The sequence below is a fragment of the Kitasatospora cheerisanensis KCTC 2395 genome (genome assembly GCF_000696185.1).
Lineage (GTDB): Bacteria > Actinomycetota > Actinomycetes > Streptomycetales > Streptomycetaceae > Kitasatospora > Kitasatospora cheerisanensis.
The window spans coordinates 2,272,255-2,297,812 of record NZ_KK853997.1 but is presented as its reverse complement, the minus strand read 5'-3'; the positions used below and the strand labels follow the sequence as shown (position 1 = coordinate 2,297,812).

The following is a 25,558-nucleotide window of genomic DNA, read 5'->3' as shown; positions in this document are numbered from 1 at the left end:
CGTCCTGTTACTGTCTGTCAGGTGACGGACACTGATGTTGCGTTGGCGTCGTCCGGGGTGGAGCCGGACGGCGCGCGGCGGGTGCGGGTGATGAGTTACAACGTGCGGTCGTTGCGCGACGACCGGGCGGCGGTGGCTCGGGTGATCCGGGCGTGCGATCCGGACGTGGTGTGTGTGCAGGAGTCGCCGCGGTACTGGAAGAGCGAGAAGGCCGCGGCGTGGCTCGCGCACCGGACCGGGATGGTGATCCTGGCCGGCGGCGGCCGGGTCGCGGCGGGGCCGCTGCTGCTCGGCAAGCTGCGGGTGGACGTGGTGGAGCTGCGGGACGTGCTGCTGCCGAAGACCCGGGGGCTGCACGCGCGCGGGTTCGCGAGTGCGCTGCTGCGGATCGGCGGGTCGCGCCCGTTCTCGGTGACGAGCTGCCACCTGAGTCTCCAACCCGAGGAGCGGCTGCGGCAGTTCGAGCTGTTGCGGCGTCACCTGCGGCCGGGGGAGCCCTCGGTGGTGGCCGGGGACTTCAACGAGCCACCGGAGGGCCCGGGTTGGCGGGCGTTCGCGGAGGAGCTGACGGACGCTCACGCGAAGGCGCCGTGGGGCGGGACGCTGACCTCGGTGCCGGCGCTGCCGTACCAGCGGATCGACGGGGTGTTCGCCACGCCGGACATCGACGTGCTGGGCTGCGGGGTGCCGTACCCGCTGCCGGGCGTCTCGGCGGAGGACCTGCGGGCGGCGACGGACCACCTGCCGGTACTGGCGGCGCTGCGGGTGCCCGCGCCCTGACGGCCGGGCCGGGCCGGGCCGAGCGGTCGTCAGCCCCGGTGCGCGGCGCGGGCGTCAGACGACGGCGCCGCCGTTGGGGTCCTCGGGCTCGTCGTCGTCGCGGTCCTTCATGCGGGAGACCAGGGTGCCGAAGCCGCCGAGGAAGGCGATGACGCCGACCCAGGCGGGCCAGCCGGAGACCTCGCGCCAGACCACCGCGTCGAACAGCAGCAGCGCGGGCCCGCCGAGGACGGCCAGCCAGGCGAACTTGGCGGTGGTGTCGGCCTGCGGCAGCGGCGGGGGCTCCGGCGGGACGAAGTGGTCCTCGTCCTCGTCCTCCGCGACGGAGTAGTCGCGCGGGCCGCCGGCGGCGGGGCGGGGGACCGGGCGGGGCGTGAAGTCGCCGAGGCCGGTGGGGCCGGTGGGCGCGCTCGGCCGCCGGACGGGGCGCTCGGGGACGTTCTCCGCGTCCGGCCAGACCGGGTCGGTGGCGTCCACCGGCTCGTCGAACTGGGCGACCAGCGCGGCGAAGATCGCGTCCTGCTCGGCCTGGCTGCCGGCGGCGGGACGCCGCGGGGCGGGCTCGGGCGCGGCTTCTTCGGCGGACTCGGCCGCCTTCGGGTCGTCGCGGGGCAGGTCCTCGTCGTCGTTCGCCTTGCTGGTCTCGTTCACTATCGGCCTTTCAGCCCGAGTGGTTCCCGGCATCGACCGCCGCTGCCGGGGCCAGCCGCCGGACGAAGTCGAGGCTCGCCTCGAAGATCAGACCGGCGTCGTGGTCCAGCGTGGCCACGTGGAAGCTGCGGTCGAGCAGCAGCTCCGTCACATCGGTCGAGGATATCCGGGCGAGCACCATCGCCGAGTTGCTCGGCGAGACCACGTGGTCCTGCGGACTGTGCAACAGCAGAACGGGTTGGGTGACGGCGGGCATTCCCGCCTGGACGCTCTTCCACAGCCGGGCCAGTGACCAGGCGGCGTGCAGCGGAACCCGGTCGTAGCCGACCTCGACCGCGCCGGGCAGCGCGATGTCCCCGGCGACCCCGGGCAGCGAGGGCACCAGGTGGCGGAGCACCGGAAGGAGTACCGTCGCGGGGTTGTCGGAGCGCACCGACGGGTTGACGAGCACCAGTCCGGAGATCCGGTCGCCGTGCCGCTCGGCCAGCTTGAGGGCGAGCGAGGAACCCATCGACAGCGCGCAGACGAACACCTGCTCGCAGCGGTCGGCCAGTTCGGCGAGGGCGGCGTCCGCGGTCGCGTACCAGTCCTCCCAGCGGGTCGGCTGGAGGTCCTGCCAGCGGGTGCCGTGGCCGGGCAGCAGCGGAGCGGAGACGGAGAGCCCGGCGGCGGCCAGGTGTTCGGCCCACGGGCGCATGGACTGCGGGGAACCGGTGAAACCGTGGACGAGCAGCACGCCGACCGGACCGCCGTCGTGGCGGTACGGCTCGGCTCCCGGCAGCAGCGGCATCGGCAGGACTCCTGGAAGTGCGGGGCAGGGTGAGGGTGGCTCGATCGTCCCACGGGCGGGAAGCCCCGTACAGAGGCCCGGAGCCGGGCCGGACGGATCGCCGGTGCACGGGCGCGCGGGCGCAAGCATTAGGATCGTCCGGTCCGCACAACAGGAGGCCCCGGTTGTTCTACCGACTGATGAAGATGATCGTCGCGCCGCTGCTGCGGATCTTCTTCCGGCCGTGGATGGAGGGCGAGGAGAACATTCCGGACGAAGGTCCGGCCATCCTCGCCAGCAACCACCTGTCCTTCTCGGACTCGTTCTTCCTACCCGCGCTGCTCAAGCGGCGGGTGACGTTCATCGCGAAGGCCGAGTACTTCACCACGCCCGGCATCAAGGGCCGGCTGACCGCCGCGTTCTTCAAGGGCGTCGGCCAGCTGCCGGTGGACCGCTCGGGCGCCCGCGGCGCCGGCGAGGCGGCGATCCGCAGCGGCATCGCGGTGATCGAGCGCGGCGAGGTGTTCGGCGTCTACCCCGAGGGCACCCGCTCGCCCGACGGCAAGCTGTACCGCGGCAAGGTCGGCGGCCTGGCCCGGGTCGCGCTGGCCACCGGCGCTCCGGTGATCCCGGTCGCGATGATCGACACCGAGAAGGTGCAGCCGCCCGGCCAGGTGATCCCCAACTTCGGCGTCCGCCCCGGCATCCGGATCGGCCGTCCGCTGGACTTCTCCCGCTACCAGGGCATGGAGAACGACCGGTTCATCCTGCGCTCGGTCACCGACGAGGTGATGTACGAGATCATGCGGCTGTCCGGCCAGGAGTACGTGGACATCTACGCGACCGCCGCCAAGCGCCAGCTCTCCGAGGAGAAGAAGGCCGCCGACGCGGACCGCAAGGCGCAGCAGAAGGCCGAGAAGGCCGCCGCCGCCGAGCAGGCCGCGGAGGAGAAGGCCGCTGCCGCGGAGGAGAAGGCCGCCGCCGCCGAGCAGGCCGCGCAGGAGAAGGCCGCCGCGGAGAAGTCCGAGCAGGCCGAGAAGGCAGCCGAGCAGGAGAAGGACACCGGGGCCTGACCGGCCGTCAGGGGGGCTTGCAGTGCAGGAGCACAGACCCGTCCCGGCGCAGCCCGGGGGCGGCAGGCCGGTCCCGTCGGGGCCGGCCGCGGCCGTGATGGCCGGCGGGATGTCGGTGGAACTGCCGCTGTGGCGCGCCATGGGGTACTTCCGGGTGCTGGCGCTGGGCTACGCGGTGCTGCGGTTCTTCACCGCGTACCGGGAGTTCCTGCACCCGGTGTCCGGCTGGATCTACCTGGGCGCGCTGACGCTGTGGACGCTGGCCAGCACCCGGGCCTTCGCCGGCCCGAAGCGGTGCACCTGGCCGGTGCTCGGCACCGACCTGCTGTTCGCCGTGTTCGGCATCGTGATGAGCGGCTTCATCGACACCCCCGCCCGGGTCCACGCCGGCGCCCCGACGCTGCCCACCATCTGGGCGGCGGGCACCGTGCTGGGCTTCGCCGGCAAGGGCGGCTGGCGGCCCGCCGCGTTCGCCGGGGCGGTGATCGGCGCCGCCAACATCCTCGGCCACGGCGGGATCAGCCCCGACAACCTGCACAACATCGTGCTGCTGCTGGTCGCCGGCTGCGCGATCGGCTACGTCATCGAACTCGCCCGCGCCAGCGAGGCCGTGCTCACCCGCGCCCTCCAGGTGGAGGCCGCCACCCGGGAACGCGAACGGCTCTCCCGGGACATCCACGACGGCGTCCTCCAGGTGCTCGCCCTGGTGCACCGTCAACAGGGCGACGCCGCCGAGCTCGGCCGGCTGGCGGGGGAACAGGAACGGGCGCTGCGCGCCCTGATGACGGGCGCCCAACTCCCCGAACGCGCCGACGGCGAGGCCGACCTGCGCCCGCTGATCTCCCGGCACGCGGACGAGCGGATCACCGTCGCCGCACCTGCCACGCCGGTGGTGCTGCCCGCGCCGGTGGCCGCCGAACTGTCCGCCGCGGTGGCCGCCGCGCTCGACAACGTCCGGGTGCACGCGGGCGACGGCGCACGGGCCTGGATCCTGGTCGAGGACGAGCCGGAGGCCGTCACCGTCTCGGTCCGCGACGACGGCCCCGGCTTCCCGCCCGAACGGCTGGCGCAGGCGCAGCGCGACGGCCGGCTCGGCGTCGCGCAGTCGATCCGCGGCCGGATGCTGGACCTCGGCGGCAGCGCCGAGCTGTACTCGGTGCCCGGCCAGGGCGTCGAAGTGGAACTGCGGTGGCCGCGGAGGGGTGGCGATGACTGATCAGCCGGTGCGCGTGATGGTGGTGGACGACCACCCGATGTGGCGCGAGGGCGTGGCCCGGGACCTGGCCGAGGCCGGGTTCGCGGTGGTTGCGACCGCCGGGGACGGCGAGGAGGCGGTCCGGCGCGCCCGGGCCAGCACGCCGCAGGTCGTGGTGCTGGACCTCAACCTGCCCGCGCTGCCCGGCGTCGAGGTGTGCCGCCAGGTGGTGGCCGCCGACCCGGCCGTGCGGGTGCTGGTGCTCTCCGCGAGCGGCGAGCACGCCGACGTGCTGGAGGCGGTGAAGTCCGGGGCGACCGGCTACCTGGTGAAGTCCGCCGGCCGCGAGGAGCTGATCGACGCGGTACGCCGCACCGCGGTCGGCGACCCGGTCTTCACCCCCGGCCTGGCCGGCCTGGTGCTCGGCGAGTTCCGCCGCCTCGCCACCGAACCCGGCACCCCGGCGCAGCCGGCCGCCCCGCAACTCACCCCCCGGGAGACCGAGGTCCTGCGCCTGGTCGCCAAGGGCCTGTCGTACCGTCAGATCGCCGACCGTCTGGTGCTCTCGCACCGCACCGTGCAGAACCACGTGCAGAACACCCTGGGCAAGCTCCAACTCCACAACCGGGTCGAGCTGGTGCGGTACGCGATCGAGCAGGGGCTGGACGAGGAACTGAGCTAGGCCGAGCAGCGGTCGCCGACCGAGGTGGTGACGGGGCGGAAGGTGTCCCGGATCTCCTCGTTGGTGAAGTCGTCGAGCCCGAGGTCCTCCTTCAAGGTGGTTGTCCAGTCGGTGTCCTCGAGGTAGTCGGCGATCGCCTGGCGGAGCAGCTCGCAGGCCTTCTGATGTCCCTTGGGCAGCATCATCATCAGGTACTGCGGCTTGCCGATCCGGGCTTTCCGGGCGACCCGGTAGGTGTGCTGGGTGCCGGTGCCGGAGTTGATCGCGATGCCCTGCAGGACCACGTAGTCGGCGAGCACGGCATCGGCGGTGCCGTCGTTGAGCCGCTCCATGCAGGCGTTGAGGTCGGTTCCGGTGACGGGGGGCCGGCCGCCGTTCTGCACCAGGGTGTTGTAGGCGGTGGTGTCCTCCTGCGCGCAGACGGCGAGCGGACGGAGGTCCTCGGCCTTGTTGATCTCGCGGGTGTCCGAGGCCTTCAGCAGGACGCCGAGCGGGGTTTGAAGGTAAGGGCCGGCCAGGTCGAAGTCCTTCTTCAGGTCCTCCCGTTCGGAGATGTCGGCGATCACCAGGTCGACCTTGTTGTGGTTGGTCTTGCCGTCGAGGAGGGCGCCCTTCCAGTTCGCCGTGGTCACCGGCAGCGAGGTGAAGTCGCGGTGCAGCAGACCTTGCACCACCTTCTGCGCCACGTGCGGCTCGAAGCCGTCGTAGTTGCCCTTGCTGGTGAGGACGGACATGCCCGGACGGCCGTCCTTGAAGCCGATCTTGATCGGATCGCTGTCGAACGGATCCGGCTTGCTGTCGTCGGAACAGCCGAACGCAGCGGTGGCCAGCAGAAGCAGACAGGCCGCCAGGCGGACGGGGCGCGGTGCGTGCACGGGTACCTCCTATCGCTCGAACTCGACGCGCTGGGTGTCTATGTGCTGCTCGCAACCGGTTGGAGCTTGCAGGCGCAGGGTGATCCGCAGTCCGGAGTGGCCGGGCGGGACGGTGACCGACAGCGGCTTGTCCGGGGCCTGCCAGCCGGTGCTTCCGCCCGGTTCGGCGGAGAGGGCGATCTTCATGCCGGGGCAGCTGCCGAGATCGGGGTCCTTGTCCGTCAGTTGGATGTGCGCGACCAGACGGTTCGCCTCGGCCGGGACGTTCACCTCGGCCGAGGACCCGTCGCCCGGCTGCACATCGGCCGGCGACCACTTCACCGCCTGGTCGGGCAGCGGGGGCGGGCCGTGGGGCAGCGCCACGGCCGTCACCACGCCCGCGGTGGCGAGCAACGTGGCTCCGACCGCGAGTGCGGTCCGGTGCCGGGTGGAGATCCGGTAGGCGACGCGGGTGCGCGAGCGTTCCATCGCCTTCCGGGCCTGCTGGGCCAACTGCGGTTCCAGTAGGGACAGTTCTTCGGTGAGCCGGTCGATGCTGCCGCTGGTCAGGGCGCTGGATGCGAGGTCGCGGAGGTGTTTGGCGCTGGCCCGGGTCGGGGGGACGGGCGGGAAGCACAGGATGTCGGCGATCACGACGAAGTCGGCGCGCTGATGCATCGTCAACCCGCGGCCGCCCTGGACGCGGGCGAGGAAGCCGACCCAGTCGCCGCGTTGCTGGGGGCCCATCACGTGGGTCAGCCAGTCGTGCAGGTGGCTGATCGCGGCGCCCGGCTGGGGGTGGTCCTCGGCCAGGTACTTGGCGATCCGGTCGGCGGACAGCGACAGGTTGGCGGGCTGGACCTGGACGACGTAGCCGGTGTTCTCGGCCAGGTGCTGCTCCAGGTGGGACAGCAGCGGGGCCAGCTCGTGCCAGCCCGACAGGATGCGCTGCAGCAGGTTGCGGGTCTCCGTGGTGCAGCGGTCCATGCGTCACTCCTCCAGGTCGATGCGCAGCAGTGCTCCGAGTTCGTCCAGGGACCGGTGCGGTCCGCACAGCGCGTGCGTCGAGGTCAGCAGCGCCGGCAGTGCCTCGTCCGGGCTGCTGTGGTTCAGGCAGGCGGCGGCGATGCTGCTCAGGTGCAGGAATGCATGCCCGTGGTAGGGCACCTTGATCCCCGCGCCGGGGCCGAGTTGCTCGTTCACGGACTGGATCAGTTCGAGTCGGGCGGGTGGGTCCTGGAGCAGCGGGATCTCGGCGAGGAGTCGGGCGCAGGCCTGGGCGGTGACCTTGCGGGGCGGGGCGGGTGGCCGGGCGCCGAGCAGGGGGAGCAGGTCGGAGAGCGGGGTGATCCAGCCGCCCCTGGTCTCGGAGGTGTGCGCGGTGGCCTTCACCACGCCGATCACCCGGCCGTTGTCGTCGATCGCCATGCTGCCGCTCAACCCGAAGGGGATCGAGCCGAGTTGGACCCGCAGGCCGAGCCCGGAGGGGCCAGCCACGGTGAGCCGGGCGGACTCCGGGCCGACCTCGTTGGTCAGTTCGTTCACCGCGAAGCCGTGGGCCAGCGCGGCGGCGCCGTTCGGGACGTCGCGGTCGGCGAGCGGCACCGAGGGTGCGCCCGCCAGGCCGGGGACGTCGAGGACCGCCAGGTCCGGCGGCGGGTGGACGGCCGCGCCGGGTGGGCGTTCGGGCGGGGCGAGCAGCACCACCCGGGCCGGGTGCGCGGCGCCGGCGTGGCGGGCGGTGAGCGTCGGCCGGCCGGCCACCACGTGGGCGCAGCTGATCACCCGGCCCGCGCCGAGGTGGAAGCCGCTGCCGAGGAACTCCCCGTCGGGGCCCGCCAGCCAGAGCGCGGCGGCCGGTGCGTCGTGCGCCGTCACTCGGCGGGGCGGTCGTCCGGGCGCGACCAGCCCAGCCGGACCACCAGGCTCGCCTCGCCGGACGCCTCCGCCAGCACGCTGATCAACTGGCCGGATTTCACTCCCAGGGTGAGTCCGAACTCCACCTCGAAGGAGTCCGGGTCGCCGGCCTCCCGCGCGGTCTCCCGGGCCCACCGGCCCACCGCGCGGACGGTCCGCCGCACGTCGCCCAGGCTGTGCGTCACCGCCCGGGAGACCGCCCCCGCGTCCCCGGCCGTCGGCTGGGAGCCCGCGCGGACGGCCGCGTGCAGGACGGTCCCGTCGTCGAGGACGATCTCCACCGTGTCGTGCTCTGCTGAATGCGCCATGTCCCCCTCCATGCCCGCTCGCGAAGCAGGATATGAATATCAGTCAACTCTGCCTCGTACTAGAGGTTTTCAGGGTTCGTGACGGGTGGGGCGGACGGGTCAGCGGCGCACGGCCGGGACGGTGCGCAGCAGCTCGGCGACGATCTGCACGCCGTCCCTGGTGAGCACCGACTCGGGGTGGAACTGGACGCCCGCGAAGCCCGGCCCGCGCAGCGCGTGCACGTCGCCGGTGCGCGGGTCGCGGGCCACCTCGACGCCCTCGGCGGCCAGCCGGCCGGCCGCGGCCTCGTCGCAGCGGGCGGTGAAGGTGTTGTAGAAGCCGACGGTGCGGCGGGCGCCGAACAGGTCGACGGCCTCCTGGGCGCCCTGGTAGGGCACCGCCTTGCGGGCCAGCGGCAGGCCGAGCTGCGCGGACAGCAGCTGGTGGCTGAGGCAGACGGCGAGCAGCGGGGCGGTCCGGGAGCCGTCCCGGGCCGCGGCCAGGGCGTCCGCGACGATCGGGCGCAGCAGGGCCATCTTCGGGTCGGCCGGGTCGGCGGGGTCGCCGGGGCCGGGGCCGAGCACCAGCGGGCCGGGGTGGGCGGCGGCCCGCTCGCGCAGCCCCGGGGTGTCGTGGCGGAGCACGGTGACGGTGTGCCCGAGCGAGCGCAGCAGGTGGGCGAGCATCGCGGTGAAGGTGTCCTCGCCGTCGACCACCAGCGCCTCGGCGCCCTCGCGGGGCAGCGCGGGCTGCTGCATCCGCAGCCAGAACGGGGCGAGCCCGGCCCGGCGGGAGTCGAGCGCGGCCTGCACCCGGTGGTCCTCGGCGAGTCGGGGCCGGGCGCCGGCGGCCTTCGCGGGCCGGCCCGGGCGGGCGCCGATCGCGGCGAGCACGCCGGCGGCCTTGGCGTGCGTCTCGGCGACCTCCGAGTACGGGTCGGAGTGCCGGACCAGGGTGGCGCCGACCCGGACGACGAGCGAGCCGTCGGCGGGGTCGATGTCGGCGGTCCGGATGCAGATCGGCGAGTCCAGCTGCTGGCCGCCGCTGGCGGAGCGGCCGATCAGCGCCAGCGCGCCCGAGTAGTAGCCGCGCCCGCCGCGCTCGTACCGGTCGATGACCCGGGTGGCGTTCTGCACGGGGCTGCCGGTGACGGTCGCGGCGAACATGGTCTCCCGCAGCACCTCGCGGACGTCCAGCGAGGTGCGGCCGCGCAGTTCGTACTCGGTGTGCGCGAGGTGCGACATCTCCTTCAGGCGCGGCCCGAGCACCTGCCCGCCGAGGTCGCCGACCGCGCACATCATCTTGAGCTCCTCGTCGACCACCATGGTGAGCTCCTCCAACTCCTTCGGGTCGCGCAGGAATTCGAGGAGGGATTCGGCGGTGGGCCCGGTCGACGGGTAGCGGTAGGTGCCGGAGATCGGGTTCATCACCACGGTGCCGCCGGACTGCCGGACGTGGACCTCGGGGGAGGCGCCGACCAGCACCCGGTCGCCGGTGTGCACCAGGAACGTCCAGTACGCGCCGCGCTCGTGCTCCAGCAGGCGGCGGAACAGGGTGAGCGCGGTGGCGGTGGAGAAGCCGTCCAGGGCGGCCCGGAAGTCGCGCCGGATCACGAAGTTGGCGCCCTCGCCGCGCCCGATCTCGTCCTCGATGACGGCGCGGACGATCCCGGCGTACTCCTCGTCGCCGAGGTCGAAGCCGCCGCCGCTCAGCTCGACCGGGGCGTCCGGCAGCGCGGCCAGCACCTCGGCCAGCGGCAGCGCGTACTGCTCCTCGACGGCCAGCGCGCGCAGCGGGGTGCCGTCCTGGCGGGCCGCGAAGCCGCGCTCGCGCAGCTGGGCGTACGGGACCAGGGCCAGCAGGTCGTGCCGCGGGCCGTCGGCGGGGACGCCGTGCCGGACCGGGAGTTCGGCGAGCGTGTCGTGCTCGGAGACGGTGCCGAGCAGCAGCTCGACGGTGTCCGGCGCGAGCCGGGGCGCGCGGCGGTGCAGCAGGGCGAAGGCGGGGGCGCCGGGCGCGGTGAGCCGGGCGAGCAGGTCGGCTGCGGTGGTGGTCACGACTGCGGGGTTCCTTCCGGGGATTGGCTGCGGGCTCTGCCGCCGCCCTCCGGGAAGGCCGTGACGCTGGACACAGACGCCGACGGCCGCCCCGAAGGGCGGCCGTCGATCGGTCTCTAGGGACGCGCGATCCGTGGGCCGCCCAACGGGCTGGCCCACCACCAGGAGAAGGTGTGCGACGCGGTCATGGAGCAGACCTTAGCCCACCGGGCGGCGGCCCGGGGGGATGTCCACGACCTGTCTCACCCACCGGGCGGCGTCCCCAATCCGGTTGAACGACCCCGTAGCCTTGCCCCTGTGACCGTGACTAACCACTCCTGGCAGTCCCTGCCCGCGGCGCAGCAGCCTGAATGGCCGGACCAAGAGGCTCTGCGCAAGACCCTTGCGGAGCTCGCCTCCTATCCGCCGCTCGTCTTCGCCGGCGAGTGCGACCAGCTGCGCGCCCGGCTCGGCGCCGTCGCGCGTGGTGAGGCGTTCCTGCTGCAGGGCGGTGACTGCGCCGAGGCGTTCGACGCCGTGTCGGCCGACCAGATCCGCAACAAGCTCAAGACCCTGCTCCAGATGGCCGCGGTGCTCACCTACGCCGCGTCCGTGCCGGTGGTGAAGGTCGGCCGGATCGCCGGCCAGTACTCCAAGCCGCGCTCGAAGAACACCGAGACCCGGGACGGCGTGACGCTGCCGGTGTACCGCGGCGACTCGGTGAACGGCTTCGAGTTCACCCCCGAGTCGCGGATCCCCGACCCCGAGCGCCTGAAGCGGATGTACAACGCCTCCGCCTCGACGCTGAACCTGGTGCGCGCCTTCACCACCGGCGGCTACGCCGACCTGCGCCAGGTGCACGCCTGGAACCAGGACTTCGTGCGCAACTCCCCGGCCGGTCAGCGCTACGAGCAGCTGGCCCGGGAGATCGACCAGGCGCTGGCCTTCATGAACGCCTGCGGGGTGGCCCCGGAGGAGTTCAAGACGGTCGAGTTCTTCTCCTCGCACGAAGCGCTGATCCTGGACTACGAGACGGCGCTGACCCGCACCGACTCGCGCACCGGCGACCTGTACGACGTCTCCGGCCACATGGTGTGGATCGGCGAGCGCACCCGTCAGCTGGACCACGCGCACATCGAGTTCGCGTCGAAGATCCGCAACCCGATCGGCGTGAAGCTCGGCCCGACCACCACGGTCGACGACGCGCTCACCCTGATCGACCGGCTGGACCCGGAGCGCGAGCCCGGCCGGCTCACCTTCATCACCCGGATGGGCGCGGGCAAGATCCGCGACCACCTGCCCACCCTGGTGGAGAAGGTCACCGCGTCCGGCGCCCAGGTGGTGTGGATCACCGACCCGATGCACGGCAACACCTTCGAGGCCTCCAGCGGCCACAAGACCCGCAACTTCGACGACGTGCTCGACGAGGTCAAGGGCTTCTTCGAGGTGCACCGCGCGCTCGGCACCCACCCGGGCGGCATCCACGTGGAGCTGACCGGCGACGACGTCACCGAGTGCGTCGGCGGCGGCGACGAGGTGCTGGTCGACGACCTGCACCAGCGCTACGAGACGGCCTGCGACCCGCGGCTCAACCGCAGCCAGTCGCTGGACCTGGCGTTCCTGGTCGCCGAGATGTACCGCAACCAGTAGTCCCGGCGCGGCCGGTGTGACGAAGGCCCCTCCGCTCTCGGGTGATCCGAGGCGGAGGGGCCTTCTTCGTGCCCGGAGCACCAGGTAAGGTAAGGCTCAGCAAACAGTGTCGATGGTGGAAGGGGCCGCACATGTACGTGTGCATGTGCCATGCGGTCACCGAGGCCCAGGTCAAGCAGAAGATCGACGAGGGCGCCACCACCCCGCGCCAGATAGCCCGGGGCTGCAAGGCCGGCACCGACTGCGGTTCCTGCGTGCGGCGCATCCAGGCGCTGCTCGGCGAGCACGGCGCCCGCCCCTGCCCCACCGCCCGGCTGGCCCAGAAGCTGGGCCTGGCCGAACCGTCCGCCCCGCAGGCCGCCTGACCCGGGTCAGCTCTCCGGCTGTTCGATCAGCTGCGCGATGTAGAGCGCCTCGCCGAGCTTGTCGAGCAGTTCCAGCTGGGTGTCGAGGTAGTCGATGTGGTGCTCCTCGTCGGCGAGGATGTCCTCGAAGATGTTCGCCGAGGTGACGTCGTTCTTGGCGCGCATCACCACGATTCCGCGCTTGAGGCGGTCGATCGCCTCCACCTCGATCTGCCGGTCGGCCTCGAACATCTCCTTGACGGTCTGCCCGATCCGGACGTGGAACAGCCGCTGGTAGTTCGGCAGGCCCTCCAGGAACAGGATCCGGTCGGTCAGCGTCTCGGCGTGCTTCATCTCGTCGAAGGACTCGTGCCGGGTGTACTTCGCGAGCTTCGTCCAGCCGTTGTTCTCCTGCATCTTCGCGTGCAGGAAGTACTGGTTGATCGCGGTCAGCTCGGCGGTCAGCTGCTCGTTGAGGAACTCGATGACCTCGGGATCGCCCTGCATGGCCTGCCTTCCTGACGGGTAGTTCCGGGCGGTGCCCGGTTGCCCGCATGGTGGCAGCCGCCGGGGGCGCAGTTCCAGTAAGTTCACGCTTACCGGGGGCCCGGAGATCGACATTTCCGTTTCGGCGGCAAATCGCTGACCTGCGGCGATGCGGCCGGGATTGGGCCGTTCGGGGGTATCTGCCCCGAACGCCTGCGCGGATTTGCGTCGTGTTGCCCCCCTCCGCCGGAAGGCATTCCCCGCAGGGGCGCGCGGTGGGGGCGCGCGCAGTTCGCGGACCGCCGTCTGTCACCATGGAGCCATGGGTCAGCACCAACCGGAACAGCCGCCGCCGTCTGACCCGAGGCTCCCGCCGGGCCAGCGCCGGCAGCGCGGCTGGCCCGTTCTGCACTACGGGCCGGTGCCCCGGTTCAAGCCGGACAGCTGGGATTTCCAGGTGTTCGGGGCGACCGCCGACGCGGAGAAGACCAGTTGGGACTTCGCCGCCTTCCACGCCCTGCCGAAGGCCACCGTCCGCGCCGACTTCCACTGCGTCACCAAGTTCTCGATGCTCGGCAACGAGTGGTGCGGCGTCGCCGCCCGGACGGTCCTCGACCTCGCCCCGCCCGACCCGGGCGTCACCCACGTCATGGTGTGGGCCGAGTACGGCTACAGCGCCAACCTGCGGCTCGACGACTTCGCCGACCCGTCGACGGTGTTCGCCACCCACCACGACGGGCAGCCGCTCACCCTCGAACACGGCTTCCCGGTCCGCCTGGTGGTGCCGCACCTGTACGCCTGGAAGGGCCCCAAGTGGGTGCGCGCCGTCGAGTACATGCGGGCCGACCGGCGCGGCTTCTGGGAGGAGCGCGGCTACCACAACCGCGCCGACCCCTGGCAGGAGCAGCGCTACTCCTACCAGGAGCAGGAAGGCGACGGGCCGCTGCGCTGAGCGGCCCGACGGGGCGTCAGAACAGGCTGACGGTGATCGTCACCGTCGACCCCTGCGGGCGCGGCGTCCCCGCCGACGGCGACTGCCCGGTCACCTTGCCGAGCGGCAGCAGGCCGGCGATCTGCGGGACGAACCCGGCCTCCTCCAGCGCCTTCGACGCGTCCTCCTTGGACAGTCCGGAGACGTCCGGCACCGGGCGCATGCCCTTGGAGACGGTCAGCGCCACCGGCGAGTTCGGGGCCAGCGCCGTCCCGGCGGCCGGGTCGGTGGAGATCACCGCGCCCTTCGGCACCGTGTCGCTGAACTGCTCGGTGGTGGTGCCCGCCGTCAGCCGGGCGTCGGCCAGCGCCTTGCTCGCCTCCGCCACCGGACGGTTCGTCAGGTCCGGTACCGGCAGCCGCTCGGGGCCGCGCGAGACGACCACCTTCACGGCGTCGCTCTTGCGCACCCGCGCGCCCACCCCCGGGTCCGTGGAGATGACCTGCCCGGCCTGCACCGACTCGCTGAACTGCTGGCTGAACGAGCCGTGCAGGCCCTGCTTGTCCAGGACCGCCGCGGCCTGCTGCTGGTTCTGCCCCAGCACGCTCGGCACCGTCGCGTACACCGCGCTGGACAGCGCGTACGTCACCCCGCCGACCAGCAGCACCACGGCCAGGCCCACCGCCGACCAGATCAGCGGCAGGCGGCCGCGGCCGCGGGCGGGGCGCCCGCCGCGGCGCCCGGCCCGGCGGCTCGGCCGGGCCTCGTCGTTCACCGGCCGGACCGGCGGCAGCAGGTCCGGCGGGACCTCCAGCACGCTGGTGCGCTCCAGGCCGGGCGGCGCGCTGATCACCGCGGTCGCCTCGCCCGGGCCGTACTGCGGGGTCGGCCGGCCGGACGCCGGCGGCTCCGCGTCCAGCTGCGCGGCCGGCAGTGAGCGGCGGACCCGCTGCACCGCGGCCAGCAGCTCCACCGCGTCCCACGGCCGGGCCTGCGGGTCGCGGGCGGTGGCCGCGGCCACGATCGCGTCCAGCTCCGGGCCCACCGCGGGGGCGGTGCGGGACGGGGCGGGGACGTCCTCGTGCAGGTGGCGGTACATCACCTGGGCGGCGTTCTCGCCGGTGTGCGGGCGGCTGCCGGTGAGCATCTCGTAGAGCAGGATGCCCGCCGCGTAGACGTCCACCCGCTGGTCGGTGGGCGCGTCCTGGCTGATCTGCTCCGGCGCCAGGTACGAGACGGTGCCCAGCAGTTGGCCCGCCTCGGTGGCGGCGGTGGCGGTCGAGTCGGCGGCGCCCATCACCCGGACCAGGCCGAAGTCCGCGACCTTCACCAGCCCGTTGTCGGTGATCAGCACGTTCTCCGGCTTCACGTCCCGGTGCACCAGACCCGCCCGGTGCGCCGCGCCGAGCGCCGCGAGCACCGGCTCCAGCACGTCCAGGGCGGCCCGCACCGAGAGCGCGCCGCGGTCGCGCAGCAGCTCGCGCAGGGTGCGGCCGGGAACGAACTCCATCGCCATGAACACCGCGCGCGGATCCGCGCCCTGGTCCAGCACGTTGACCACGTTCGGGTGCGCGAGCCGGGCCACCGCCTTCGCCTCGCGGATGAACCGCGCCGTGAAGTCGGCGTCGCCCGCCAGCGAAGGGTGCATCACCTTCAGCGCGACGGTACGGTCCAGCCGGGTGTCGGTGCCGCGGTAGACGGTCGACATGCCGCCCACGGCGATCCGCTGCTCGACCCGGTAGCGCCCGTCGAGCAGCACACCGAGCAGGGGATCGTTCAGGGTCATGTCCACCCCAGGAGTCTAGGGGCCGCAGCCCCGCACGCCCGGCAGGGTCCGCTTTCGATTCGGTCACCTGCCGGGTGCGCGCCCCGTCAGAAGGCCGGGCGCTCGCGGGTGTCGGCGAGGCCCTCGGTGGGGGAGGACGCCTCGGCGTAGTAGCGGCGCGGGATCCGGCCCGCCCGGTGGGCCAGGCGGCCGGCCTCGACGGCGCGGCGCATCGCGTCGGCCATCAGCACCGGCTCCTGGGCGCGCGTCACGGCAGACGCCAACATGACGGCGGAGCAGCCGAGTTCCATCGCCAGCGCGACGTCGCTCGCGGTGCCCGCGCCCGCGTCCAGCACCACCGGGACGTTCGCGGACTCCACGATCAGCTGGAAGTTGTGCGGGTTGCGGATGCCCAGCCCGGAGCCGATCGGCGAGCCCAGCGGCATGATCGCCGCGCAGCCGACGTCCTCCAGCTTGCGGGCCAGCACCGGGTCGTCGTTGGTGTACGGCAGCACCGTGAAGCCGTCGTCGACCAAGGTCTCGGCGGCGTCCAGGAGTTCGATCGGGTCGGGCAGCAGGGTGCGCTCGTCGGCGATCACCTCCAGCTTCACCCAGTCGGTGCCGAGCGCCTCGCGGGCCAGCCGGGCGGTGAGCACCGCCTCGCCGGCCGTGTAGCAGCCGGCCGTGTTCGGCAGGATCCGGATCCCGTTGCGGGCCAGCACCTCCAGCACCGAGCCCTGGGTGGCGGTGTTCACCCGGCGCATCGCGACCGTGGTCAGCTCGGTGCCGGACACCTTCAGCGCCTGCTCCAGCACGTCCAGGCTGGGGGCGCCGCCGGTGCCCATGATCAGCCGGGAGGTGAACGCGGTGTCGCCGATGGTCAGCAGGTCGTCGGCCATCTCAGCCTCCCTGCACGGCGGTGAGGATCTCGACCCGGTCGCCCGCGCGCAGCGCCGTGGCGGGCCACGAACTGCGGGGCACCACGGCCTCGTTGACGGCGGCGGCGACGCCGGTGTTGGCGGCGGACACCTCGGCGACCACCGCGTCCAGGGTGGTGTCCTCGGGCAGCGTGCGGGGTTCGCCGTTGACGGTCAGGGCGACGGTGTTCATGCGGGCACCTCGGTGCGGAAGCGGTCGGGAGCGAAGTCGGCGGCGAGCGGCGGGACTTCGCCGGTGGCCAGGTAGTCGGCGAGCAGGTCGGCGGTGACCGGGGTGAGCAGCACGCCGTTGCGGTAGTGGCCGGTGGCGGCGGCCAGGCCGGGCAGCGCGGTCGGGCCGAGCAGCGGCGCGTTGTCGGGGGAGCCCGGCCGCAGCCCGGCGCCCGTCTCCACCAGCGGCAACTCGGTGATGCCGGGCACGAGTTCGTGCGCGTCGCGGAGCAGCTCGTACACGCCGCCCGCGGTGACGGTGGTGTCGTGGCCCTGCTCCTCGGTGGTCGCGCCGACCACCAGCTCGCCGTCCGCGCGCGGCACCAGGTACAGGTGCTGCCCGCGCACCACGGCGCGCACGTTGCGGGACAGGAACGGCGCGTACTGCTCGGGGACGCGCAGCCGCAGCACCTGCCCCTTGACCGGGCGGATCGCCGGCAGCACCCCCTCCGGCAGGCCCGGCAGCAGGTGGCTGCGGGAGCCGGCCGCCAGCACCGTCCGGTCCGCCGTCAGCTGCTCGCCCGTCAACAGCCGTACCCCGATGGCGCGTTCGCCGTCGGTGACCAGCTCGGCGGCCTGCGTCCGGTGGAAGGCCACGCCCAGCAGCTTGCACGCCGCGACCAGGGCGGCGGCCAGCCGGCGGCCGTCCACCTGGTGGTCCTCGGCGACGTGCAGGCCGCCGCGCACGCCGGGGGCGAGCATCGGCTCCAGCCGGCGGCACTCCCGGCCGGTCAGCCACTCCGAGGCCAGGCCCAGCCGGCCGTGGAAGGCGTGCAGTTCGCGCAGCTCCGCGCGGTCGTCGGCGTCCAGCGCGACGGCCAGCGTGCCGGTGCGGCGGTAGCCGGTGTCCAGGCCGGTCAGCTCGGTCAGCTCCGCCGCGAACGCCCCGTACCGTTCGTTGGACGCCATGCCCAGGCGCAGCAACGGCTCCTCGCCGTACTGGAGTTCGGTGACCGGGGCGAGCATGCCCGCGGCGACCCGCGCCGCGCCGCCGCCCGGCGACGGATCCACCACCGCGACCGACAGGCCGCGCTGCGCGGTGCGCCAGGCGACGCCGAGGCCGATGATGCCCCCGCCGATCACCAGCACGTCCGAATGTGCCACAGCGCTTCTTCTCCCTTCGCCGGCATGACCCGGATCAGGTTCGGACGGTCGCGGGCCGCACAGCCCGCCTCTCAGCCCGGTGCGCCGGGCTCCCGTGATGAGGTAGTACCCCCACCTTATCGCCGGGCCGACCCGCGCCCACAGGGGCGTACGGCAGGGTTAGGGTGGACGCCGTGGCTGAGCTGAGGGCAACGGACCGGGTCGTCGTGGTCGGGGCGGGCATGGCGGGCGCGCAGGCCGCGCTGAACCTGCGGCAGGGCGGCTGGCAGGGCGCGATCACCCTGGTCGGCGACGAACTCCACCTCCCGTACGACCGGCCGCCGCTCTCCAAGGACGTGCTGCTCGGCAAGTCCGACGCCACTGCCTTCGAGATCGACTGGCACGAACTCGGCGTCGAACTCCTCACCGGCCGCCGCGCCACCGGCCTGGCCGCCGACACCCTGCACACCGACGGCGGCGAACTCCCGTACGGCGCCCTGGTGATCGCCACCGGCGCCGACCCCCGCACGCTGCCCGGCCTGCCCGGCGCCCGCACCCTGCGCACCGTCGACGACGCGCACGCGCTGCGCGCCGCGCTCACCCCCGGCAAGCGGATCGTGCTGGTCGGCGCGGGCTGGATCGGCGCCGAGACCGCCACCGTCGCCCGCGCCCTCGGCTGCCACGTCACCGTGGTGGAGGCCGCCGCCACCCCGCTGGCCGGGGCGCTGCCCGCCGAACTCGGCACGCTGATGGCCGACTGGTACGCCGAAGCCGGCGCCGAACTGCACTGCGGCGCCGCCGTCGCCGGCGCCGCCGACGGCGGGGTGCTGCTCGCCGACGGCACCCACCTGCCCGCCGACGAGGTGGTGGTCGGCATCGGCGCCCGCCCCGCCACCGACTGGCTGGCCGGCGGACCGCTCGCCCTCGACCCCGACGGCACGATCCCCGTCGACGACCGGCTGCGCACCGCGCTGCCCGGCGTCTGGGCGGCCGGCGACTGCACCTCCTACCCGTCCGCCCGGTTCGGCGCCAGGCTCGCCGTCCAGCACTGGGACCACGCCCTGCACTCCGGCGGCGCCGTCGCCGCCTCGGTGCTCGGCGCCCTGGACGCGCCCTACGACCCCGTCCCGTACTTCTGGTCCGAGCAGTTCGACCGCATGGTGCAGTACGCGGGCCGCCACGCCGGCGCCGACCACCTGCTGTGGCGCGGCTCCCCGTCCGAGCGCTCCTGGTCGGTGCTGTGGCTGCGCGACGGCGCAGTGGTCGCGCTGCTCGCCGTCGACCGGCCGCGCGACCTGGCGCAGGGCCGGCGGCTGATCGAACGCGGCGCGGTGCTCGATCCGGCGCTCGCCGCCGACCCGGCCGTGCAGCTGAAGGCGGCGACGGCGTAGCGCGTGGGTAGGCTGGGGGCGTGAGCACAATTGATCCCAAGATCGACGCCCTGGTCCCTGCGTGGCTGTACCTGCCCGACATCTCCGAGCGGTGGGGCGTGGTGATCACCGAGGTCCGCGACATGGTGCGCAGCCGCAAGCTGCTGGCCGTCCGCCGCGGCGCGAACAACTCCCTGCAGGTGCCCGCCGACTTCATCGAGGACGACGGCCCGGTCAAGCACCTGGTCGGCACCCTCACGGTGCTCCGCGACTGCGGCTTCTCCGACGAGGAGATCCTCGAGTGGATGTTCACCGAGGACCCGTCGCTGCCCGGCAGCCCCATCCAGGCGCTGCGCGAGAACCGCGGCACCGAGGTCAAGCGCCGCGCCCAGGCCATGGCGCTGTGACCGCCGACGCCGTGACGGCCCGTCAGCGGCTCGCCGACGCGAAGCTCTACCTCTGCACCGACGCCCGCCGCGAGCAGGGCGACCTCGCCGACTTCCTGGACGCCGTGCTGGCCGGCGGCGTCGACATCGTCCAGCTCCGGGACAAGAACCTGGAGGCCCGCCAGGAACTCGAGTACCTGGAGGTGTTCGCGGACGCGGCGAAGCGGCACGGCAAGCTGCTGGCCGTCAACGACCGCGCCGACGTCGCGTACGGCGCCCGGCCGGACGTGCTGCACCTCGGGCAGGACGACCTGCCGGTGCGGGTCGCCCGCGCCATCCTCGGCGAGGACGTGCTGATCGGACGCTCCTGCCACGCCGAGGCCGAGGTCGACGCGGCGATCAGCGAGCCCGGCGTCGACTACTTCTGCACCGGCCCGGTCTGGCCCACCCCCACCAAGCCCGGCCGCCACGCCCCCGGCCTCGACCTGGTCCGCCACGCGGCCGGCCGGAATCCGGCCCGGCCGTGGTTCGCCATCGGCGGCATCGACCTCACCAACCTCGACCAGGTCCTCGACGCCGGAGCCACCCGCATCGTGGTCGTCCGCGCCCTCACCGCAGCCGAGGACCCGGCCGCAGCCGCGAAGCAACTCGCCGCCCGCCTGCGCTAAGCGACCGTTCCCCTGCGGCGCGGCCTGCCGGGCAGGACGGGACTGTCGACGGTGGGCCCCGCGGCACGGAGCGGGGTGGGGTTTGGGGACGACGTGTGCGTGGCCCGGTGCGTGTGCCTGACTCCGGTGAAGTGGGCCGGGCTGTTCGTGCTGTGCGGTGGATGGGGGCGGCGCTGGGCGCCGGGCGTGGGCCGCGAAGGAGTTAACCGGCCGCCGGGGCCCGTAACGGACGGCCGTGGGTGGGCTCCTGGTGGGAACCGCGGCGGGCCTTGCCGGACTCCTGGAGGCGTGAGCTCGACTGCCCGCGCCCGGTGGACGGCGCTACTTGTTCCGGCCGTGTTCGCTGCGGCGGCCGTTGCCTTTCTCATGCAGCGGCCGCTGCACCGGCGTGCCGGGTGGCAGCCGTGGCTGGGGACCGTCAACGGCGTGGTGTTCTGGTCGTTGGTCGCGTTGCCGCTGTCCGCCGCGCTGGTGTGGCTGTCGGCCCGGCGCAAGGCGGGGGCGTGGCGGGGGCCGGCCGCGGTGGTGGCGATGGTGCACGGGACGGTGCCGTGGGTCTGGATGATCATGCTGCCGGGCCCGGGGGCGGGCACCGCGCCCCGCCGGGTGAGCCTGCTGCCGCTGCACGACCTGTGGGCGATCCTCACCCACGGCACGCCGGTCACCGCGGTCGTGCAGATCGGCGGCAACCTGCTGGTGTTCGCCGCCCTGGGCTACTTCGCGCCGATCCGCTTCCGCGCGCTGGCCTCGGTGTGGCGGGTGCTCGCGCTCGGTGCGGCCTGCTCGGTGCTGGTCGAGACCGCCCAGTACGTGCTGTGGCTGGACCGGGTGTCCTCGGTGGACGACGTCCTGCTGAACGCGGCCGGCGCCGGGCTGGCCGCGCTGGCCTCCCGACGCCGGTGGAACCGCTGACGGGCCGTCAGTACTTGCGCACCGTCGCCGCGTCGGCCAGCGCCTGCAGCACCTCGCTGGTCTGGTCGTCCGCGATCGGGGCCGCATGCAGGGCGGCCAGCGCCTCGGTGAGCAGCTGGTCGATGCGGGCCTCGACGATCGCCGGGGCGCCGCTGGCGGAGATCAGCTCGCGCAGCTCGGCGATCTCGGCCGGGTCGAGGTCGGGGGCGCCGAGCCGGGTGTCCAACTGCTTGGCGTCGACCCCCGACAGCCCGCGCATCGCGTGCGCGATCAGCAGGGTGCGCTTGCCCTCGCGCAGGTCGTCGCCGGCCGGCTTGCCGGTGACCGCCGGGTCGCCGAACACGCCGAGCAGGTCGTCGCGGAGCTGGAACGCCTCGCCCAGCGGGAGGCCGAAGTTGCCGAGCGCCTCGACCAGGTCCGGCCCGGCGCCGGCCAGCAGCGCACCGACCTGGAGCGGACGCTCGATGGTGTACTTCGCGGACTTGTAGTGCAGCACCGTACGGGCCCGGTCCAGCGCGTCGGCGTCGGCGGAGTCGCCGGCGACCGGCTCCAGCACGTCCAGGTACTGGCCGAGCATGACTTCGGTGCGCATCAGGTCGAACGCGGGCTTCGCGGCGACGACCGCGGCGGTCGGCAGGCCGGAGCGCTGGAACAGCTCGTCGCACCAGATCAGCAGCAGGTCGCCGAGCAGCACCGCCGCGGACGCGCCGTACTGCTCGCGGTCGCCGCGCCAGCCGCTGGCCCGGTGCAGGTTCTCGAAGCGGCGGTGCACGGCCGGCAGGCCTCGGCGGGTGTCGCTGCGGTCCATCAGGTCGTCGTGCACCAGGGCGCTGGCCTGCAGCAGTTCCAGCGCCGCCGCGGCCCGCTCGATGCCGGGCTCGTCGGCGTCGCCGCCGGCCGCGCGCCAGCCCCAGTAGCAGAAGGCCGGGCGCAGCCGCTTGCCGCCGTCGAGCAGGAACTCGCGCAGTGCGTCGGCGACCGGCCCGAGCTGGTCGGAGATGCCGGAGAGCAGGGCGGTCCGTTCGGCCATGAACGCGCTCAGCGCGGCGTTGACGCGGTCGCGCACGTCCTCCGCATCGACGGGGTTGCGGGGAAGACGGGTGGAGGAGGGCACCTGAAACTCCGGTTAGATGGGCTGACAGTCAGACTAACGCCCCCCGTTGGGTGCCCTCGTCCGCCGCCGCCCGGGCCGGTCCGCCGGGCGGCGTCCGAAAAATCTCAACCACTGTCTCAGTGTTTGGACGCCGTTTGTCCGGGCCGCGCCGCCGACGGCTAACCTGCCTGCATGGCACTCGGGATTCCCTCCACCAGAAGCGACCGCGCGCAGACCGTGCGCGACCTGCTGGCGGCAGGCGACCGCTCCTTCTCCTTCGAGTTCATGCCGCCCCGCAACGAAGAGGGCGAGCGCAAACTCTGGGACGCGATCCGCCGCGTCGAGGCGCTCGACCCCAACTTCGTCTGCATGACCTACGGCGCCGGAGGCTCCTCCCGCGGCCGCACCGTCAACCTGGTCGGCCGGATCGCCACCGAGACCACCCTCACCCCCGTCGCCCACCTCACCGCCGTCGACCACTCGGTGGCCGAACTGCGCAACATCATCGGGCAGTACGCCGACGAGGGCGTCCGCAACGTGCTCGCCGTGCGCGGCGACCCGCCCGGCGACCCGATGGGCGAATGGGTCCGGCACCCCGAGGGCGTCAGCTACGCCTACGAACTCGTCGAACTCATCAAGAGCATCGGCGACTTCTGCGTCGGCGTGGCCGCGTTCCCGCAGATGCACCCGCGCTCGACCGAGTGGGACGAGGACATCCGCCACTTCGTCGCCAAGTGCCGGGCCGGCGCGGACTACGCGATCACCCAGATGTTCTTCGAGGTCGAGGACTACCTCCGGCTGCGCGACCGGGTCGCCGCGGCCGGCTGCGAGACGCCGATCATCCCGGAGATCATGCCGGTCACCAACGTCCGCCAGCTCGTCCGCTTCCCGCAGCTCTCCGGCTCCGACTTCCCGCCCGAGTTCCGGCGCCGCCTGGAGGCGGCCGCCGACAACCCGGCCGAGCTCCGCGCCGTCGGCCTGGAGCACGCCACCGCCATGGCCGAGAGGCTGCTCGCGGAGGGCGCCCCCGGCCTGCACTTCATCACCCTCAACCACAGCACCTCGACGCTGGAGATCTACCAGAACCTGGGCCTCCACAAGCACTGACCGCCCTCCGGGCCGGGCTTCGGCAGCCGGTCCGCGGGTGGCGGGGCCGGGGCGGGGAGATCGCTGCCGGGGCGGGCGTCCGGGCCTGCCGGTGGGGGATGAGGTGGTGTTTGCCCGGAGGATGTACAGTCGCCCGCAACCGCCCGGTGATGGTGGCGTCTGGAGGTTGCGGGGATGGGCATCGGACACCTGTTCCTCTACGGCGCGTTGGCGCTGGTCGCGGTGTGGCTGGTGGCCGAACTGCTGCTGCAGAACCGGGCCGCGTTGCACTGGCGGGCGCTGGCGCTGGCGGGGTTCCTCGGGGTGGTGGCGGGGATGACGCAGTCCTCCGTGCCGGTGATCGTGGCGGGTGCCGGGGCCTTCGCGGCTGGGCAGGCGATGGTCACCATGTCGGTCAAGCGCGGCCGCCCGGTGGGCTGGTCGCTGCGCCGCGCGGACGGCGGGCTGCCCGGTCCGCTGGCGAAGGTCCCGCTGCTGGCGGCGGCCACCGGCGGCGCGACGGTCGCGGCGGCAGCGGCGGTGGCGGCCCCGAAGGTCGGTGAGGTCGGCCCGGTCGAGGTCGAGCCGGTGGTCGAAGAGCCGTACGCGTACGAGGAGTTCCAGGAGCTCGACGCGGGCATCTACGCCGACGAGCCGGTCGGGTACCAGCAACAGCAGTACGAGCAGCCGCAGCAGCCCGAGCAGCAGCAGTACTACTACCAGCAGCCGGACTACGGCTATCAGCAGCAGGCGTACCAGGAGTACCAGGACCCGTACGCCCAGCAGTGGCAGCAGCAGCCGCAGCTGATCGGCTACGACCAGTACGGCCAGCCGGTCTACCAGTACCCGCAGCAGCAGCAGTATGCGCAGCCGTACATCCCGCAGCAGCCGGGCGAGCAGCAGCACAACGGGTACTACCAGCAGCAGTACTGAGGGATCGTCAGGCCGGGCCGAGCAGGCCGGCGGTGATCGAGGCGGACATGCCGACGCGGGCCAGTCCGCCGCCGGGGTGGGCGTGTGCGCCGATCAGGTACAGGCCGGGCTCGCCCGGTTCGTTGGCCTGGGCGAGCCGGCCGCCGGCCAGCGCGGGGGCGGGGACGAAGGCGGTCAGCCGGGTCTCCCGCCAGCGCAGCCGGCTCCGCAGGTCGATGCCCGCGCTGGCCAGCTGGGTGAGCAACTGCTCGGCATAGGCGTCCTGCTGGGCGTCCGTCAGGGTGATCCCGGCGGGGACGGTGACGGTCAGGACGGCCGCCTCGGAGTCCGGGCCGGGGACGAGGGACGGGTCGTCGGGGCGGAGCAGTTGCACGGTCGGGCGGTCGGGCAGGGTGCGGTCGGCGAAGACGGCGCGGGCCTCGACGGCGACGTCCGCGCCGTGCAGCACGGTGCGGTGCGCGGTGCCGGCGGGGCGGGCGCCGTCCAGGGCGAGCAGCACGGTGAAGCGGCCCGGCGCGGGCTCGGCGGGCTCGGCGACGCCCAGGCCGGGGACGGCCGACAGCACCGCGTCCGCCTCCAGCACCCCGTCGTCGGTGCGGACGCCGGTGACTCGCCCGCCGGCGCGCTCCAGCGCCCGCACGGGGGTGTCGAAGCGGAACTCGACGCCGCGCTTCTCGCAGCGCGCGAACACCGCGTCGGCCAGCGCCCGCAGGCCGCCGTCCACGTACCAGACGCCGAACGACTGCTCCATGTACGGCAGGACGGTCGCCGAGGCGGGCGCGGCCAGCGGGTCCAGGCCGTAGCGCAGCGCGTACTCGGCGAGCAGCGCCGCCGGGCCGGGCGCGCCGTCGAGTTCGCGGGCGGCGACGTCTGCCAGCGTGTGGCGGCCGCGCGGCAGCAGCCGGGACAGGCCGCGGCGCGGCGGCACCGGGTACGGGTCGGCGGGGTCGACGGCCGGGCGGGGCTCCTCCAGCAGCGGGCGGCGGGTGGCCTCCCAGACGGTGCGGCCCCGGTTGACCATGTCGTTCCAGCGCTCGCCGGAGCCCGCGCCGAACGCGGCGTCCAGCGCCTGGCCGACGCCGCCGCGGGAGGCGTTCGGCAGCACCAGTTCGGTGCCGTCCGCGAACAGGTGCCGGCTCTCCGGCTCCACCGGCCGCAGCCCGACCAGCTGCTCCAGCGGCTCCCGGCCGGTCTTCAGCGCCAGGTCCCGGTAGACCGCGGGCAGCGCGAGCAGTCCGGGCCCGGTGTCGAAGCCGAAGCCCTCGCGCCGGTACGCCCCCACCTGCCCGCCGTACGTCCCGGCCGCCTCCAGCACCGTCACCCGGTGCCCGAGGGTGGCCAGCCTGGACGCGGCGGCCAGACCGCCCATACCTGCGCCGACGACGATGATCCGAGCCATGGCAGAAGATCCTATGCGGCACTCACCCGGCGCCCGCCCACGGCCTCCGGGGCGCGCGG

The 25,558-nt window shown here is 73.6% G+C and carries 27 protein-coding genes and 1 riboswitch; of the genes, 13 read left to right on the top strand and 14 right to left on the bottom strand.

Annotated elements, in window-relative coordinates:
- Positions 1-21 precede the first annotated feature (21 nt).
- Positions 22-780, top strand: coding sequence for an endonuclease/exonuclease/phosphatase family protein (locus KCH_RS10355; protein WP_051652940.1), 759 nt, complete (start codon positions 22-24; stop codon positions 778-780).
- A 54-nt stretch (positions 781-834) separates the two neighbouring features.
- On the opposite strand, the gene KCH_RS10350 is transcribed toward KCH_RS10355, so the two are convergent.
- Together KCH_RS10350 and KCH_RS10345 are read right to left on the bottom strand one after the other, a co-directional pair.
- The gene (locus KCH_RS10350; RefSeq protein ID WP_244305267.1) at positions 835-1,431 is read right to left on the bottom strand and encodes a hypothetical protein; all 597 of its coding nucleotides are present in this window, start codon (positions 1,429-1,431) and stop codon (positions 835-837) included.
- A gap of 10 nt (positions 1,432-1,441) precedes the next feature.
- On the bottom strand, positions 1,442-2,221 hold the full coding sequence (locus tag KCH_RS10345; protein WP_035861756.1) for an alpha/beta hydrolase: 780 nt from the start codon (positions 2,219-2,221) through the stop codon (positions 1,442-1,444).
- A gap of 179 nt (positions 2,222-2,400) precedes the next feature.
- Between KCH_RS10345 and KCH_RS10340 the strand changes: the two genes are divergently transcribed.
- The 3 genes from KCH_RS10340 to KCH_RS10330 all read left to right on the top strand — a co-directional run bounded on the left by KCH_RS10340 (position 2,401) and on the right by KCH_RS10330 (position 5,150).
- The gene (locus KCH_RS10340; RefSeq protein WP_051653923.1) at positions 2,401-3,273 is read left to right on the top strand and encodes a lysophospholipid acyltransferase family protein; all 873 of its coding nucleotides are present in this window, start codon (positions 2,401-2,403) and stop codon (positions 3,271-3,273) included.
- Positions 3,274-3,382: 109 nt separating this feature from the next.
- On the top strand, positions 3,383-4,489 hold the full coding sequence (gene macS, locus KCH_RS10335) for a MacS family sensor histidine kinase (protein WP_157031980.1): 1,107 nt from the start codon (positions 3,383-3,385) through the stop codon (positions 4,487-4,489).
- Complete coding sequence (locus tag KCH_RS10330; protein WP_035861753.1) at positions 4,482-5,150, top strand: response regulator; 669 nt, start codon at positions 4,482-4,484, stop codon at positions 5,148-5,150. Before macS ends, KCH_RS10330 begins: the two co-directional genes overlap by 8 nt.
- On the opposite strand, the gene KCH_RS10325 is transcribed toward KCH_RS10330, so the two are convergent.
- The 5 genes from KCH_RS10325 to KCH_RS10305 form a co-directional block, all read right to left on the bottom strand.
- Positions 5,147-6,025, bottom strand: a complete 879-nt coding sequence (locus KCH_RS10325; RefSeq protein ID WP_035861750.1) for a transporter substrate-binding domain-containing protein — start codon at positions 6,023-6,025, stop codon at positions 5,147-5,149. The genes KCH_RS10330 and KCH_RS10325 overlap by 4 nt on opposite strands.
- A 9-nt stretch (positions 6,026-6,034) precedes the next feature.
- Positions 6,035-6,991, bottom strand: coding sequence for a hypothetical protein (locus tag KCH_RS10320; protein ID WP_035861747.1), 957 nt, complete (start codon positions 6,989-6,991; stop codon positions 6,035-6,037).
- 3 nt (positions 6,992-6,994) lie between these two features.
- Positions 6,995-7,882 (bottom strand): trypsin-like peptidase domain-containing protein, encoded by an 888-nt coding sequence (locus KCH_RS10315; RefSeq protein WP_035861744.1) that lies wholly within the window; start codon positions 7,880-7,882, stop codon positions 6,995-6,997.
- Positions 7,879-8,229, bottom strand: coding sequence for a CU044_2847 family protein (locus KCH_RS42430; RefSeq protein ID WP_167574026.1), 351 nt, complete (start codon positions 8,227-8,229; stop codon positions 7,879-7,881). The genes KCH_RS10315 and KCH_RS42430 overlap by 4 nt, the downstream gene beginning before the upstream one ends.
- Before the next feature lie 99 nt (positions 8,230-8,328).
- Positions 8,329-10,266, bottom strand: coding sequence for an anthranilate synthase family protein (locus KCH_RS10305; RefSeq protein ID WP_051652939.1), 1,938 nt, complete (start codon positions 10,264-10,266; stop codon positions 8,329-8,331).
- A 297-nt stretch (positions 10,267-10,563) separates the two neighbouring features.
- Here KCH_RS10305 and KCH_RS10300 point away from each other — a divergent pair, with 297 nt between their 5' ends.
- Both KCH_RS10300 and KCH_RS10295 read left to right on the top strand, forming a co-directional pair.
- On the top strand, positions 10,564-11,895 hold the full coding sequence (locus KCH_RS10300; protein WP_035861738.1) for a class II 3-deoxy-7-phosphoheptulonate synthase: 1,332 nt from the start codon (positions 10,564-10,566) through the stop codon (positions 11,893-11,895).
- A gap of 131 nt (positions 11,896-12,026) precedes the next feature.
- Entirely contained in the window at positions 12,027-12,260 is a 234-nt protein-coding gene (locus KCH_RS10295; RefSeq protein ID WP_035861735.1) for a (2Fe-2S)-binding protein, read from the top strand.
- A gap of 6 nt (positions 12,261-12,266) precedes the next feature.
- Here KCH_RS10295 and bfr read toward each other — a convergent pair whose 3' ends face one another.
- On the bottom strand, positions 12,267-12,746 hold the full coding sequence (bfr, locus tag KCH_RS10290) for a bacterioferritin (protein WP_035861732.1): 480 nt from the start codon (positions 12,744-12,746) through the stop codon (positions 12,267-12,269).
- A gap of 301 nt (positions 12,747-13,047) precedes the next feature.
- On the opposite strand from bfr, the gene KCH_RS10285 reads away from it, so the two are divergent.
- Entirely contained in the window at positions 13,048-13,677 is a 630-nt protein-coding gene (locus tag KCH_RS10285) for a sulfite oxidase-like oxidoreductase (RefSeq protein WP_035861728.1), read from the top strand.
- A 16-nt stretch (positions 13,678-13,693) separates the two neighbouring features.
- Here KCH_RS10285 and pknB read toward each other — a convergent pair whose 3' ends face one another.
- The 4 genes from pknB to thiO form a co-directional block, all read right to left on the bottom strand.
- The gene (gene pknB / locus KCH_RS10280) at positions 13,694-15,442 is read right to left on the bottom strand and encodes a Stk1 family PASTA domain-containing Ser/Thr kinase (protein ID WP_051652938.1); all 1,749 of its coding nucleotides are present in this window, start codon (positions 15,440-15,442) and stop codon (positions 13,694-13,696) included.
- A gap of 86 nt (positions 15,443-15,528) precedes the next feature.
- Positions 15,529-16,320, bottom strand: a complete 792-nt coding sequence (locus KCH_RS10275; protein ID WP_035861725.1) for a thiazole synthase — start codon at positions 16,318-16,320, stop codon at positions 15,529-15,531.
- 1 nt (position 16,321) lies between these two features.
- Positions 16,322-16,531 carry a sulfur carrier protein ThiS gene (gene thiS, locus KCH_RS10270; protein ID WP_035861722.1) on the bottom strand — a complete coding sequence of 70 codons (210 nt, stop codon included), beginning with the start codon at positions 16,529-16,531 and terminating at the stop codon, positions 16,322-16,324.
- Positions 16,528-17,673, bottom strand: coding sequence for a glycine oxidase ThiO (gene thiO / locus KCH_RS10265; protein ID WP_035861719.1), 1,146 nt, complete (start codon positions 17,671-17,673; stop codon positions 16,528-16,530). The genes thiS and thiO overlap by 4 nt, the downstream gene beginning before the upstream one ends.
- Positions 17,668-17,779: riboswitch (TPP riboswitch) on the bottom strand. It overlaps the preceding gene by 6 nt.
- A gap of 58 nt (positions 17,780-17,837) precedes the next feature.
- On the opposite strand from thiO, the gene KCH_RS10260 reads away from it, so the two are divergent.
- From KCH_RS10260 to KCH_RS10245, 4 genes are all read left to right on the top strand, one after another.
- Entirely contained in the window at positions 17,838-19,043 is a 1,206-nt protein-coding gene (locus KCH_RS10260) for an NAD(P)/FAD-dependent oxidoreductase (protein ID WP_035861716.1), read from the top strand.
- Between the two features lie 20 nt (positions 19,044-19,063).
- The gene (locus tag KCH_RS10255) at positions 19,064-19,429 is read left to right on the top strand and encodes an Rv2175c family DNA-binding protein (RefSeq protein ID WP_035861713.1); all 366 of its coding nucleotides are present in this window, start codon (positions 19,064-19,066) and stop codon (positions 19,427-19,429) included.
- Positions 19,426-20,076 (top strand): thiamine phosphate synthase, encoded by a 651-nt coding sequence (gene thiE / locus KCH_RS10250; protein ID WP_035861710.1) that lies wholly within the window; start codon positions 19,426-19,428, stop codon positions 20,074-20,076. Before KCH_RS10255 ends, thiE begins: the two co-directional genes overlap by 4 nt.
- Before the next feature lie 366 nt (positions 20,077-20,442).
- Positions 20,443-20,988 carry a VanZ family protein gene (locus KCH_RS10245; protein WP_035861708.1) on the top strand — a complete coding sequence of 182 codons (546 nt, stop codon included), beginning with the start codon at positions 20,443-20,445 and terminating at the stop codon, positions 20,986-20,988.
- Between the two features lie 7 nt (positions 20,989-20,995).
- Here KCH_RS10245 and KCH_RS10240 read toward each other — a convergent pair whose 3' ends face one another.
- Positions 20,996-22,102, bottom strand: coding sequence for a polyprenyl synthetase family protein (locus KCH_RS10240; protein ID WP_035861705.1), 1,107 nt, complete (start codon positions 22,100-22,102; stop codon positions 20,996-20,998).
- A 171-nt stretch (positions 22,103-22,273) separates the two neighbouring features.
- Here KCH_RS10240 and metF point away from each other — a divergent pair, with 171 nt between their 5' ends.
- Both metF and KCH_RS10230 read left to right on the top strand, forming a co-directional pair.
- Positions 22,274-23,188 carry a methylenetetrahydrofolate reductase [NAD(P)H] gene (metF, locus tag KCH_RS10235; protein WP_035861703.1) on the top strand — a complete coding sequence of 305 codons (915 nt, stop codon included), beginning with the start codon at positions 22,274-22,276 and terminating at the stop codon, positions 23,186-23,188.
- A 174-nt stretch (positions 23,189-23,362) separates the two neighbouring features.
- Positions 23,363-24,100, top strand: a complete 738-nt coding sequence (locus KCH_RS10230; protein ID WP_035861701.1) for a hypothetical protein — start codon at positions 23,363-23,365, stop codon at positions 24,098-24,100.
- A 7-nt stretch (positions 24,101-24,107) separates the two neighbouring features.
- On the opposite strand, the gene KCH_RS10225 is transcribed toward KCH_RS10230, so the two are convergent.
- Positions 24,108-25,499: a phytoene desaturase family protein gene (locus KCH_RS10225; RefSeq protein WP_035861698.1), complete on the bottom strand. Its 1,392-nt coding sequence runs from the start codon at positions 25,497-25,499 to the stop codon at positions 24,108-24,110.
- Positions 25,500-25,558 lie beyond the last annotated feature (59 nt).

What these genes read in the sequence shown, in the direction of transcription:
- KCH_RS10345 (WP_035861756.1), bottom strand. Translation starts at nt 2,221, where the DNA reads ATGCCGCTGCTGCCGGGAGCCGAGCCGTACCGCCACGACGGCGGTCCG.
- KCH_RS10340 (WP_051653923.1), top strand. Translation starts at nt 2,401, where the DNA reads ATGAAGATGATCGTCGCGCCGCTGCTGCGGATCTTCTTCCGGCCGTGG.
- macS (WP_157031980.1), top strand. Translation starts at nt 3,383, where the DNA reads ATGTCGGTGGAACTGCCGCTGTGGCGCGCCATGGGGTACTTCCGGGTG.
- KCH_RS10330 (WP_035861753.1), top strand. Translation starts at nt 4,482, where the DNA reads ATGACTGATCAGCCGGTGCGCGTGATGGTGGTGGACGACCACCCGATG.
- KCH_RS10320 (WP_035861747.1), bottom strand. Translation starts at nt 6,991, where the DNA reads ATGGACCGCTGCACCACGGAGACCCGCAACCTGCTGCAGCGCATCCTG.
- KCH_RS42430 (WP_167574026.1), bottom strand. Translation starts at nt 8,229, where the DNA reads ATGGCGCATTCAGCAGAGCACGACACGGTGGAGATCGTCCTCGACGAC.
- KCH_RS10295 (WP_035861735.1), top strand. Translation starts at nt 12,027, where the DNA reads ATGTACGTGTGCATGTGCCATGCGGTCACCGAGGCCCAGGTCAAGCAG.
- bfr (WP_035861732.1), bottom strand. Translation starts at nt 12,746, where the DNA reads ATGCAGGGCGATCCCGAGGTCATCGAGTTCCTCAACGAGCAGCTGACC.
- KCH_RS10285 (WP_035861728.1), top strand. Translation starts at nt 13,048, where the DNA reads ATGGGTCAGCACCAACCGGAACAGCCGCCGCCGTCTGACCCGAGGCTC.
- pknB (WP_051652938.1), bottom strand. Translation starts at nt 15,442, where the DNA reads ATGACCCTGAACGATCCCCTGCTCGGTGTGCTGCTCGACGGGCGCTAC.
- KCH_RS10275 (WP_035861725.1), bottom strand. Translation starts at nt 16,320, where the DNA reads ATGGCCGACGACCTGCTGACCATCGGCGACACCGCGTTCACCTCCCGG.
- thiS (WP_035861722.1), bottom strand. Translation starts at nt 16,531, where the DNA reads ATGAACACCGTCGCCCTGACCGTCAACGGCGAACCCCGCACGCTGCCC.
- KCH_RS10245 (WP_035861708.1), top strand. Translation starts at nt 20,443, where the DNA reads ATGCAGCGGCCGCTGCACCGGCGTGCCGGGTGGCAGCCGTGGCTGGGG.
- metF (WP_035861703.1), top strand. Translation starts at nt 22,274, where the DNA reads ATGGCACTCGGGATTCCCTCCACCAGAAGCGACCGCGCGCAGACCGTG.
- KCH_RS10230 (WP_035861701.1), top strand. Translation starts at nt 23,363, where the DNA reads ATGGGCATCGGACACCTGTTCCTCTACGGCGCGTTGGCGCTGGTCGCG.
- KCH_RS10225 (WP_035861698.1), bottom strand. Translation starts at nt 25,499, where the DNA reads ATGGCTCGGATCATCGTCGTCGGCGCAGGTATGGGCGGTCTGGCCGCC.